Consider the following 12,342-nt stretch of genomic DNA (forward strand, 5'->3'; position numbering starts at 1 on the left):
AGCTTTTACATCCCCGTGGGCCACGTGTCCGCCGCGTCCTCCTCCTCGTGGCCCGCATCCCGATCGAGCGGTTGCACGGCACTCGTGGTGTCGTAGTGCAGGACCGCGTCGAACTGCGCGGGGAGATCCGCGAAAAAATAATGGCTGTGGCGTTCGCTGTGGGGGGCGTAGATGACGCCAATGGCCCGCTCCAGCCGCCGCTCGCGCAGGGCGGAGCCCGCCTCGCCCAGGTCCTCCATCCTCAACAGGAAGGCCGGCAGGCCCAGCTCGTGGAAGATCGCCTCGTAGCTGCCCGGCAGCGCGGGCCTCACCCGCCGCCTGCGGCCCGGGGTGTCCCACTCGCGCGCGGCGAGGACGGTGCCCGTGTAGGTGGTGAAGCCCACGTTGAACGTCTTCCGGCCATGCCGCTCGCGCAGGAGCTGACCCAGGTTCAGCTCTCCCTGATCCCCCATCTGCGTGGCGCGGGCATCGCCCAGGTGCGAGTTGTGGGCCCAGACGACCAGGCGCGCGGGCTCCCCGCGGCGCCGGCCGAGGTACTCGGACAGGGCATCCGCGGTGTCCGCCATGTGCGTGTCGCGCAGGTTCCACGACTCATCCCGCCCGGCGAACATGGCCCGGTAGTACGCCTCCGCGTCCCGGACCAGCCGGGCGTTCTGCTCCGCGTGGAAGTGCGCGTCTTCCTCACGCGCTCCGTCCCGCCCCCGGCGCTCGCGCAGCTCCCTCAACTGCGCCAGCACCTCCTGCTCGCAGGTGTCCGCGTAGCCATAGGTGGTGGCGTGCCCATAGGACTGGGCATCCTCGCCGAAGCGGTCGAAGCACGCGTACCGGTCCCTCGCGCGCGCCGCCGCCACGGGGTCGCGCGCTTCCAGGTAGCGCACCACCTCGCGCATGGAGGCATGCAGGCTGTAGAGGTCCAACCCATACAGGCCCGCCCGCTCCCCCTCTGGCCGGGAGGCGTTGTGCGCGCGCAGCCATTCCACGAACGCTCGCATCTCGGCGTTGCGCCACATCCACCGGGGAAAGCGCTGGAAGTCGTCCAGGGCCTCTTCCGCCCGGCTGTCGCGGGGCTCGCCCCGGACGTACTGATTGAGCCGCAGCGCGTCCGGCCAGTCCGCCTCCACCGCCACCGCGCTGAAGCCCCGCTCGGCGATGAGCCGGCGGCTGAGCACGGCGCGCGCCTGGTAGAACTCATGCGTGCCATGGGTGGCCTCGCCCAGCAGCACGAAGCGCGCGTCCCCGATGCTCTCCAGGAGCGCATCGAAGTCCGTGTCCTCGCCCTTGAGTCCCAGGGCGGCGGCGCGCACTCCCTCGATCAGTTCGGGCGTCGTCTTCATACCCTTGAACGTGGGTTCCCGAGGTCCGTCCGCCCAGGTTCGCGGCCGGGATCGGAGTGCCTCCTGGTCAATCCCCTCCTGGTGGGCAGGCAAGCGCATTAGATTGCGCGCCATGGGTTCTTCTCGTGAGGAAGCGCGGGGGTCGGCTGCGCCATCGGGGCTCGTGTCGGTGGTACGCCTGCCCCATAGCTGGTTCATCCTCTGCACCTCGAGCGAGCTGGGCCAAAAGCCCCTCGCCCGCACGCTGCAGGGCTCGCCGCTCGTCCTCTTCCGCACCGCTGAGGGCAAGCCCGCGGCGCTCGCGGACCGCTGTCCCCACCGCAACGTGCCCCTGTCCCTGGGCCGCGTGGTGCAGGGCCAGCTCCAGTGCGGCTACCACGGCTGGCGCTTCGACGCCTCGGGGCAGTGCCGCGCCGTCCCCGGCCTCATCGGCGAGCCCGAGGCGAAGAGCCGCTGCGCCACCTGGCACGCCACGCGCGAGCAGGAGGGCTTCGTCTGGGTGTACTCCACCCCCGGCGTCGAGCCCTCGCACGAGCCCTACCGCTTCCCCCTGCTGGACGCCCCGGGCTACAGCACCGTGCGCCGCACCCTGCGCGCCGGCGGCTCGCTCCATGCCCTGCTGGAGAACACGCTCGACGTGCCCCACACCTCGTTCCTCCATGGCGGGCTGTTCCGCACCGAGAAGCAACGCCATGAGATCGACGTGGTGGTGCGCCGGAGCGCCCACCAGGTGGAGGCCGAGTACATCGGCGAGCCCCGGCCCGAGGGGCTCGTGGGCCGCCTGCTCGCTCCGGGCGGCGGGGTGTTGCAGCACTTCGACCGCTTCCTCATGCCCTCCATCGCCCAGGTGGAGTACCGCCTGGGCAAGGACAGCCACCTGATGGTCACCTCGGCCATGACGCCCGCCGAGGACTGGGACACCTGGGTGTACGCCGTCGTCACCTTCCGCCTGCCCCTGCCGCACTGGCTCATCAAGCCCTTCATCACCCCCGTCGCCCTCCACATCTTCAAGCAGGACGCCCGCATCCTCGAGCGCCAGACGGAGACCATCCGCCGCTTCGGCTCGGAGACCTTCGCCTCCACCGAGGTCGACGTGCTCGGCCCCTCCATCCTCCGCCTCATGCGTCAGGCCGGGCGCGAACAGGCTCCCGGCTCATTGGAGGTCCAAGAAACCCGATTGAAAATGCAGGTGTGACGCGGGGCGGCTGTCGGGTGACGGACACTCGTCTCGCCTCCAGGGCGGACGGATTTTTCACCAGCACACAGAAACAGGGGGGCGGGGATGGCCGCTTGCCAGGGTGAATGGTCACCCTGAGGACATGCCGCCCTCGCTCTCGCCTGAAAAGCGCGTCTTCGCGCAATCCGTGGATGCGCTGTTCATCCGTGCCTTGGGGCCGCACCTGTCGCGGGACGGGCGGCGCCGGCTCAAGGACGCGGGCCTGGATCTGAGCGAGCCCCTGCGGCCGTCGTACTCGCTGGAGCAGTGGAAGGCGTTCCTGCGGGTGGCCGCCAAGGACGTCTTCCCGGGGCTGTCCGAGCGCGAGGCCTGGTCCTCCCTGGGCGAGCGCTACCTGCAGGGCTTCCGGCTGACGGCACAGGGGCGCGCGAGCATGTCGCTCGTCACGCGGCTGGGCCCCCGGCATACGCTCGAGCGCGTGCCGCACAACATCCGGGCCGGCAACAACTTCAACGAGGTCCGCGTCGAGGAGCTGGGCACCCACGCCGCCACGCTGTGGATGAAGGACATGGTCGCGGACAATCCCTACTTCGCCTGTGGCTTCCTCGCGGAGACGCTGCGCGCCGCGGGAGCCGGGGACATCCAGGTGGAGCCGGTGGCCTGCGACGGCACGTCCGCCACCTTCCGGCTCACCTGGACGCACGCCGCCACCCGCCCGGTGTCCAGCCGCTCCATGGGGCTCTGAGGGGCTCCGGTCCTCAGCCGTGGCCGCGCTCGCGCACCCGCTTGAGGTCCGTGACGTCGCGCAGATAGACGAGCACGCCATGGCCCATGGGCACCGCCGTCGCCCGGAAGGCGAGGCCGTGGAAGCACTCCTCGAAGTCCACGGGAAGGCTCGTGGTCAGCACCTGCCGCACCTGGGCGCGCAGCCGTGAGCCGGGCCCCTCGATGTACTCCTGCGCCAGGGTGCGCCCCATGAGTGCCTGGCGCCGCTTGCCCAGCAGCCGCTCCGTGGCTCCATTGACGTAGAAGAAGCGGCACTGCGCGTCGAGCGCGAAGAAGGGGTCCGGCATGCACTCCACGAAGGAGAGCATCCGCTCCTCGAAGTAGGCCGTCTCCCGGACGAAGCGCTCCGACTCCGTCACGTCCGTCAGCCACACCGCCAGCAGCCCCTTCTCCACCCGCGCCGCCCGGGCCCGCACCTGTCGTGTCACCTGCCCACGCCGCGTCTCCAGGACACACGTGTGCGCCACCCCCGTGGCCAGCACCTGCCCCCAGGCCAGCCCCGCCCGGGCGAGTTCCGGACGCGCGGCGAACAGGCACTTGCCGGGCAGGTGCTCTTCCAGGAGCGCCTCGGCCACCGGATTCGCGTACTCGCACAGGAAGTCCTCGGGAGCCGGGTGTGGTTCCCCCTCCTGACGGAGCGCGAGAAACCCATCCGGGTTGAGGGATTCCAGGAGGTAGGGGCTGCTCGGGGAGACCATGCGAAACTCCTCTCTCCGCATGTAAACACGGGCCTTCCGCTCCCCATGACGCGCGGCGTCTCCTACCGCGAGTGAATGGCGGCGAAACAACAGTCGTGCGAGGCCGGACATAACGTACCGAACGCGTGTCCAACCCTTGTCCGGGGATGGGACTCCAGGGGGGGCGTGCGTTGACGCCCGACCGCAACCGATGTTCAGTCCCGAGGGAGCACCCATGGCCCCACAGATCGCCCTCGCCTTCACTCCCACCGTGGCCGCGCACCCGGCCCTTGGCTCCTTCCACCCGGTGGTCCAGGCGTGGTTCTCCGAGCGGCTGGGCGAGCCCTCGCGTCCCCAGGTGGAGGGCTGGCCGCTCATCCAGGCCTGGGAGGACGTGCTCATCGCCGCGCCCACCGGCAGCGGCAAGACGCTCACCGCCTTCCTCGCCGCGTTGGATCGGCTCTTCCGTCTGGCGTTGGAGGGAGCGCTGCCGGACCGCACGCAGGTGCTGTACGTGTCGCCCCTCAAGGCGCTGGGCAACGACGTGCAGAAGAACCTGCTCCAGCCGCTGGAGGAGCTGCTGCGGCGCGCGCGGGAAGCGGGCTATTCGCCCCAGGACTTGAGGGTGGAGGTGCGCACCGGGGACACGTCCGCGGCGGATCGCGCGCGCATGGTGCGCCGGCCTCCGCACATCCTCATCACCACGCCCGAGTCGCTCTACCTCTACCTCACGGCGGATCGCGCGCGGGCCACGCTGCGCGGTGTGCGCACCGTCATCGTGGATGAGATCCACGCCCTGGCGCGTGACAAGCGGGGCAGCCACTTCGCCCTGTCGCTCGAGCGGCTCAAGGCCATCACCGAGGTGCGCCCCCAGCTCATCGGCCTGTCGGCGACGCAGAAGCCGCTGGAGGCCATCGCCGCCTTCCTCACGGGCGAGCGCGCCGAGACGTGCCGGCTGGTGCAGGTGGGGCACCAGCGGCCGTGGGATTTGCGGGTGGAGATTCCCGACGCGGAGCTGGGCTCGCTGGCCACGCACGAGATGTGGGGCCAGGTGTATGACCGGCTGGTGGCGCTGGCGGGGGAGCACCGCACGACGCTCGTCTTCGTGAACACGCGCAAGCTGGCCGAGCGCGTGGCGCATGACCTGTCCGAGCGCCTGGGGCAGGACAAGGTGGCGGCGCACCACGGCAGCATGTCGCGGGAGATGCGGCTGTCGGCCGAGGAGCGGCTCAAGGCGGGCCAGCTCTCGGTGATGGTGGCCACGGCGTCGCTGGAGCTGGGCATCGACGTGGGCAACGTGGACCTGGTGGTGCAACTGGGCAGCACGCGCTCCATCTCGGTGCTGTTGCAGCGGGTGGGCCGCGCGGGCCACTACAAGGGCGGGGTGTCCAAGGGCGTGCTCATCGCCATGACGCGCGATGAGTTGATGGAGTGCGTGGCGCTGCTGCACGCCGTGTACGAGGGGGATCTGGACGCGGTGCGCATGCCGGAGAAGCCCCTGGACGTGCTGGCGCAGCAGGTGGTGGCGGCGTGCGCGTGTGAGGAGTGGGACGAGCGTGCCCTCTACGGCCTGTTCCGCCGGGCCTGGCCCTACCGCGACCTCACCTGGGAGGAGTACGAGAAGGTGCTGGAGACGCTCTCGGAGGGCGTGTCGCTGCGGCGCGGGCGCGCGGGCGTGCACCTGCACCGGGACCGGGTGAACCAGCGGCTCAAGGCGCGCCGGGGCGTGCGCATCACCGCGCTCACCAATGGCGGCGCCATTCCGGACACCTTCACCTTCAACGTGGTGGCCGAGCCCGAGGGCAAGACGGTGGGCACGTTGGACGAGGACTTCGCGGTGGAGTCCTCGCCCGGGGACATCTTCCTCCTGGGCACGACGGCGTGGCGGATTCAACGGGTGATGGGCTCGTCGGTGATGGTGGAGAACGCGCACGGCCAGCCGCCCACGGTGCCCTTCTGGCGGGGCGAGGCCCCGGGCCGCACGGACGAGCTGAGCGTGCACGTGGGACGGCTGCGCGAGGACTTGCTCCAGCGCTCGGACGCGGCGCGCTTCCTGGAGAAGGAGCTGAAGCTGACGCCGCCCGCGGTGGACGCGTTGATGGCGTACCTGCGCGCGGGGCTCCAGGTGCTCGGCGTGGTGCCGAGCCACCGCACCATCGTGGCCGAGCGCTTCTTCGACGAGGCGGGCGGCATGCAGCTCATCCTCCATGCGCCCTTTGGCAGCCGCGTCAACCGGGCGTGGGGGCTCGCGCTGCGCAAGCGCTTCTGCCGCACCTTCGACTTCGAGCTCCAGGCGGCGGCCACCGAGGACGGCTTGTTGCTCTCCCTGGGCGAGCAGCACTCCTTCCCCCTGGAGGACATCTTCTCCTTCCTCACCCCGGACAACGTGGAGGAGGTGCTGGTGCAGGCGGTGCTCCAGGCGCCGCTGTTCGGCACGCGCTTCCGGTGGAACGCGACGCGGGCGCTGTCCCTGTCGCGCTTCTCCGCGGGCAAGCGCGTGGCACCCAACCTCCAGCGCGCCCGGAGCGAGGATCTGCTCGCGGCGGTGTTCCCCGCGCAGGTGGGGTGCCAGGACAACCACGGCGGCGCGGACGTGGAGCTGCCGGACCATCCGCTCGTGAATCAGACGATGCAGGACTGTCTGCGCGAGGCCATGGACATCGACGGCCTGCGCGAGGTGCTGCGGGGCATGAAGGAGGGCCGCATCCAGCTCGTCGCCCGGGACGTGCCCGAGCCGAGCGTGTTCGCCCACCAGATGGTGAACAGCCAGCCCTACACCTTCCTGGACGACGCGCCGGCCGAGGAGCGCCGGGTGCGCAACGTGGTGCTGCGCCGCACGCTGCCCGCGGAGGACTCGGCGGCCTTCGGCGCGCTGGACGCGAGCGCCATCGAGCAGGTGGTGCGCGACGCGGCCCCGCCCATGCGCGACGAGGACGAGCTGCACGACGCGCTCCTGCAACTGGTGCTCCTGCCCGAGGCGCGGGTGCCGGGGAGTTTCGTCAAGAGCCTCATGGCGCAGCGGCGGGTGGCGTGGATGGAGGTGGGGAACGCGCGCTACCTCGTGCCCGCCGAGCGGCTGCGTGCCCTGCGTGCCCTGTTCCCCGACGTGCTCCTGCAACCCGCGCTGGAGCCGCTGCCCGGGGACAAGCCGGTGGAGCGCGATGCGGCGGTGGCCCTGGTGGTGCGCGGCTGGATGGAGCTGCTGGGCCCCACGACGGCGGCGGAGCTGGGGGCGATCCTCTCCCTGGACGAGTCCGAGGTGAACATCGCGCTGCACCAGCTCGAGGCCGCGGGAGGCATCCTCCGGGGCCGCTTCCGGCCCGATGCCCCGCCCGGCGTGGTGGAGTGGTGTGACCGGCGCCTGTTGCAGCGCATCCACCGGCTGACGGTGGGACGGCTGCGCAAGGAGATCGAGCCGCTGAGCGCCCAGGACTTCATGCGCTTCCTCTTCCGGTGGCACCACCTGGAGGAACTGGACGCGCTGCGCGGCTCCACGGGCCTGTCCAAGGCCATCAGCCTGTTGCAGGGCTACGAGGCGCCCGCGTCGGCCTGGGAGCGCTTCCTTCTGCCCGCGCGGATGAAGAACTACCTGGGCGACCTGCTGGAGCGGGCGTGCTACTCGGGCGAGGTGGCCTGGGGCCGGCTCACGCAGAAGGAGGCGAAGCCCGTGCCCGGCCCGCGCCGGGGGGCTCCCGCGACTCCCGTCGAGCCCGAGCCCGTGCGCTCCCGGGCGGCGTCGCCCAACCGCAACGCGAGCCTGTCCTTCGTGCGGCGCGAGGACCTGGACTGGATGCTCTCCGCGGCGCGGCCCAACGCGGTGCTGGCGGATGGCGGCATCCTCGTCCCTCCGGACCTGTCCGGACCGGCGAAGGACGTGGTGACGGTGCTCGAGCAGCGCGGCGCGTGCTTCTTCACGGACCTGTGCTCGCGCTCGCGGCGGCTGCCCTCGGAGGTGGAGGACGCGCTGTGGGAGCTCGTCGCCCGGGGGCTCGTCACGGCGGACGCGGTGCAGAACCTGCGGGTGTTGCAGAGCCCGGCCCAGCGCAAGCGGCAGAAGCAGTTGCAGCGCGGAGGCCCGGGCCGCTGGAGCCTGCTGGTGCCCTCGGAGCCCAAGGGCGAGGACGAGGTGCGCGAGTCGCTCGCGCGGCTCTTCCTCCAGCGCTACGGGATTGTGTGGCGCGACCTGGTGATGCGCGAGGCGCTGGCGCCCTCGTGGCGCGAGCTGCTCTACGTGTACCGGCGCATGGAGGCGCGCGGGGAGATTCGCGGAGGCCGCTTCGTGGCGGGTTTCGTGGGGGAGCAGTTCGCCCTGCCCGACGCGGTGGACGTGGCGCGAGCGGTCCGGCGGCAGGCGCCCGCGGGCGTGCGCGTGCAGATCTCCGCGGTGGATCCGCTCAACCTCACGGGTGTGGTGACGCCGGGGCCTCGCGTGCCCGCCACGGTGGGCAATGTCGTCACCTACGTGGACGGCGTGCCCCAGGGCTTCGATGACCAGGGCGATGGGGATGAGGAGGCCGAGGGCGAGGCGGAAGCGGGTGGCGTGGCGTCGGCGAACTGAGGGGGCCGCTCAGCGCGGGGTGATGCGCACGGGCAGGTGGCCGGAGGGCCGCAGGGTGATGACGGGCTCGGGCCTCGGCTTGTAGCCCTCCACCAGTCTCGGACGATGGTGCTGCGCGAGCGTCGCGAGGATCAACGTCCCCTCCATCAGCGCGAAGTTGTTGCCGATGCACTGCCGGGGGCCACCGAGGAACGGGAAGTAGGCATACCGCGGCCGCGCGGCGACCTTCTCGGGCGTGAAGCGGTCCGGATCGAAGCGCTCGGGGTCCGGCCAGAACTCCGGCAGCCGGTGTGTCAGGTACGCGCTCATGTCGAGCGATGACCCGCCGAGGACCTGGTAGCCGCAGACGGTGTCGTCCTCCACCACCTTGCGGCTCAGCGCGTAGGCGGGGGGGTAGAGGCGCAGCGTCTCGTCCAACACCCGGCGCGTGTACACGAGCCGTGGCACGTCCTCCGCCGTCGGCGGCCGGCCGCCGAGCACCGCATCCAGCTCCGCGTGCAGCGCGCGCTCCGCGTCCGGGTTCTGGGAGAGCAGGGCCCAGGTCCACGAGAGCGCGTTGGCGGTGGTCTCATGGCCCGCGAGCAGCATGGTGAGCACCTCGTCCTGCAGGTGCGTGTCATCCATGCGCTCGCCGGTCTCCTCGTCCCGGGCGAGCATGAACATGGAGAGCAGGTCGCCCCGGTCCTCCGTGTGGGCGCGGCGCTCGGCGATGACCCGGGTCACCACCTGCCGCAGGGAGCGGCTGGCGTCGCGGAAGGCCCGGTCATAGGCGGTGGGCAGCACGGGCGGGATGAATCGCAGCGAGCGGAAGCGCTCGACGGTCTGTTCGGTGATGACGGTGAAGGAGTGACCCACGGCCTCGGTGTCCGCGCGGACATCGGTTCCCAGCAGTGCCTCGCCGACGATGCGCAGGGTGAGCGACATCATGTCCACCGCTCCGAAGCGGGGCTCTCCCGTCCGCTGGGCCTCGGCCCACTGCTCGGACAGCTCCACCGTGGCGCGCACCATCTGGTCCGCCATGGCCGTGATGCGGGTCCGATGGAAGGCCGGCTGCGCGAGCCTGCGCTGCTTCATCCACGTGTCGCCCTGGCTCGTGAGCAGTCCATCCCCGACGACGCGGCGGACCATGGCGTAGCTGAAGTGGTCCTTGGTGTAGTTCTTCACGTTGTCCTGCAGCACGTGCTTGATGCCGTCCGGATGGCTCACGAGGTAGGAGCGCCCGAAGCCGAATCGGTACCGGGCCACGGGCCCGTGCTCGGCCGCCGTCCGCAGGAACCAGCCCAGGATGTCCTTCTGGGCGTCGCGAACGACGCCGATGAAGGGCAGGCCCCGGGGGCCGGTGGGGATACGGGGCTCTGGGGAGCGTGGAGCCGTGGACGTGTCGGTCATGGGGCGAGTGTAGACGGTGGCACGGCCCTCGGTTCTGTCGATGCCAGGACAGCCGCGCGGCGAGCAGGGCGGCGAGCCTTGCCCGTCATGCTGTTCTGCCTGCCGGGGGCGACACATCCTTGTCCTGCTTCGCCATCCCTCGTGCCCCCGTGGAGAGGCCGCATGCGCACCTTCGTGAAGACCGTCGTCCTCGCCGTCCTCCTGCCTGGCTTGGGGCAGGTGGCCCATGGCCAGCAGGGAGCCCGCCCACGCTCGGACCAGAGCGGGAATCTGGCTCCCGAGCGAGCGGGAGACAGCCAGCAGTCGGTGCCGCGCGTGGGGCCCAATCCCCAGGGCGCCCCGGTCGAGACGGCTCCCCCCAACGTGCCCGAGTTCCAACCGGCCTTCCCCGGTCAGACGCGCGCCCCGGCCGTCCAGACGAAGACGGCCGTCCAGGTCACCGAGGTGGCCGCGGGCTTCAAGAACCCCTGGGCCATCGCCTTCCTGCCCGACCGGCGCATGCTGGTGACCGAGAAGCCCACTGGCTCGCTCTACATCGTCACGTCCCAGGGGGCGAAATCCCCCGCCGTCGCGGGCCTGCCGCGCGTGGATGGCCGAGGGCAAGGCGGTCTGCTCGACGTGGAGGTCGGTCCCGACTACGCCCAGAGTGGTCTCATCTATTGGGCCTATTACGAGCCGCGCCAGGGCGGCAACGGTCTGGCGGTGGCGCGCGCGAAGCTCGTGGACGGTGAGAAGCCGCGCGTGGAGAACGTGCAGGTCATCTTCCGCATGCAGCCCACGCTCGAGTCCACCCTGCACGCGGGCGGACGGCTCGTGTTCGCCCCCGACGGCAAGCTGTTCGTCACGCTCGGCGAGCGCTCCGTCCTCGAGGGCCGCAAGCAGGCGCGGGACCTCAAGAGCCACTTCGGCAAGGTGGTCCGCATCAACCCCGACGGCTCGGTGCCCCAGGACAACCCGTTCGTGAAGACCGCGGGGGCCAGGCCGGAGATCTGGTCCCTGGGCCACCGCAACATCCTGTCGGCGGCGCTCGACAGCCAGAAGCGGCTGTGGATCGTGGAGATGGGGCCACGTGGGGGGGACGAGCTCAACCGGCCGGAGGCGGGCAAGGACTACGGCTGGCCCACCATCGGCTACGGTGAGGAGTACTCGGGGGCGCCCATCCACCAGCGCACCCAGGGCCTGGGCATGGAGCAGCCCGTGTACTACTGGGATCCAGTGATTTCGCCCTCGGGCATGGCCATCTACACCGGGAACCTCTTCCCCGAGTGGCGCGACAACATCTTCATCGGCGGTCTGTCCAGCCAGGCGTTGGTGCGGCTCGTCATGAAGGATGACCGCGTGGTGGGCGAGGAGCGGCTGCTCACGGACCTGGACGCACGCATCCGCGAGGTGGTGCAGGGACCCGAGGGCGCGCTCTACCTGCTCACCGATGCGAGCAACGGCAGGCTGCTCAAGCTCACGCCGCGCTGAGCATCGAGCGCGACCCCAGGCTGTGATAGGGGGCGGGTCATGCTCGAGGCACCCGCTGGCCGTTCTGGTTGGACCCTGCCGCCGATTCCGGCGGTGTTGCTCGCCGTCGTGAGTGTCCAGGGGGGCGCGGCGCTCGCGAAGGGCTTGTTCCCGGTGCTCGGCGCGGCGGGGACCGCGGGGCTGCGCGTCGTGTTGGCCACGCTCATTCTGCTCGTGGTCTTCCGTCCCCCCTTCACGCGCTTGACCCGGGCCCAGTGGACCGCCGCCATTCCGTACGGCCTGGTGCTCGGCACGATGAACCTCAGCTTCTACCTGGCCCTGACCCGCATCCCTCTCGGCCTGGGCGTCACGCTGGAGTTCATCGGTCCGCTCGTGCTCGCGGTCGCCGGGTCGCGGCGGGCCCTGGACTTCCTGTGGGTGGTGCTCGCCGCGCTCGGCATCGTCCTCATCACCCCCTGGCGTGCCAGCCCGGGCTCTCTCGATCCGGTGGGCGTGCTGCTCGCGCTCTTCGCGGGGGCGTGCTGGGCGACTTACATCGTGCTGGGCGGGCGGCTGTCCCGGGTGCTGCCCGGGGGGGCGGGGGTCGCGGTGGGAATGGTGTTCTCGAGCCTCGCGATCCTGCCCTTCTCCCTCGCGTCCGGCGTGGTGGCGAAGTTGAATCCAATGCTGCTCGCGGCGGGCCTGGGGGTGGCGCTGTTGTCGGGCGCGCTGCCCTACACCCTGGAGTTGATGGCGTTGCGCGTCCTGCCGAGCCGCACCTTCGGCATCCTGATGAGCCTGGAGCCCGCGGTGGCGACCCTCATGGGGCTCGTGTTCCTGCACGAGCACCTCTCCCCGGTGCAGTGGCTCGCGGTGGTGCTGGTGAGCGCCGCCTCCGCGGGGTCCACGCTCACGGCGCGCCGCGCTCCTCCGCCGCCCGTCGAGGCTTGAGCGGCTCGGGCGCGCCGTGAA

8 protein-coding genes are annotated in these 12,342 nt (G+C 71.1%); 5 read left to right on the forward strand and 3 right to left on the reverse strand.

What is annotated here, in order from left to right:
* Positions 1-5: 5 nt before the first annotated feature.
* On the reverse strand, positions 6-1,334 hold the full coding sequence (locus F0U63_RS06365) for an erythromycin esterase family protein (protein ID WP_395844740.1): 1,329 nt from the start codon (positions 1,332-1,334) through the stop codon (positions 6-8).
* A 112-nt stretch (positions 1,335-1,446) separates the two neighbouring features.
* On the opposite strand from F0U63_RS06365, the gene F0U63_RS06370 reads away from it, so the two are divergent.
* Entirely contained in the window at positions 1,447-2,529 is a 1,083-nt protein-coding gene (locus F0U63_RS06370) for a Rieske 2Fe-2S domain-containing protein (protein ID WP_395844742.1), read from the forward strand.
* A 124-nt stretch (positions 2,530-2,653) separates the two neighbouring features.
* A complete protein-coding gene (locus F0U63_RS06375; protein ID WP_395848327.1) occupies positions 2,654-3,256 on the forward strand; it encodes a DUF2378 family protein in 603 nt (200 codons plus the stop codon).
* A 13-nt stretch (positions 3,257-3,269) separates the two neighbouring features.
* Here F0U63_RS06375 and F0U63_RS06380 read toward each other — a convergent pair whose 3' ends face one another.
* A complete protein-coding gene (locus F0U63_RS06380; RefSeq protein ID WP_395844744.1) occupies positions 3,270-3,995 on the reverse strand; it encodes a PAS domain-containing protein in 726 nt (241 codons plus the stop codon).
* A 214-nt stretch (positions 3,996-4,209) separates the two neighbouring features.
* Between F0U63_RS06380 and F0U63_RS06385 the strand changes: the two genes are divergently transcribed.
* Positions 4,210-8,532: a DEAD/DEAH box helicase gene (locus F0U63_RS06385; protein ID WP_395844746.1), complete on the forward strand. Its 4,323-nt coding sequence runs from the start codon at positions 4,210-4,212 to the stop codon at positions 8,530-8,532.
* 9 nt (positions 8,533-8,541) lie between these two features.
* Here the strand turns inward: F0U63_RS06385 and F0U63_RS06390 are convergent, their stop codons facing one another.
* Positions 8,542-9,921, reverse strand: a complete 1,380-nt coding sequence (locus tag F0U63_RS06390; protein WP_395844748.1) for a cytochrome P450 — start codon at positions 9,919-9,921, stop codon at positions 8,542-8,544.
* A 162-nt stretch (positions 9,922-10,083) separates the two neighbouring features.
* Here F0U63_RS06390 and F0U63_RS06395 point away from each other — a divergent pair, with 162 nt between their 5' ends.
* Positions 10,084-11,391, forward strand: coding sequence for a PQQ-dependent sugar dehydrogenase (locus F0U63_RS06395; protein WP_395844750.1), 1,308 nt, complete (start codon positions 10,084-10,086; stop codon positions 11,389-11,391).
* A gap of 39 nt (positions 11,392-11,430) precedes the next feature.
* Positions 11,431-12,321 (forward strand): EamA family transporter, encoded by an 891-nt coding sequence (locus F0U63_RS06400; protein ID WP_395844752.1) that lies wholly within the window; start codon positions 11,431-11,433, stop codon positions 12,319-12,321.
* Positions 12,322-12,342 lie beyond the last annotated feature (21 nt).

The organism is Cystobacter fuscus (genome assembly GCF_044360685.1).
Taxonomy (GTDB): Bacteria; Myxococcota; Myxococcia; order Myxococcales; family Myxococcaceae; genus Cystobacter; species Cystobacter fuscus_C.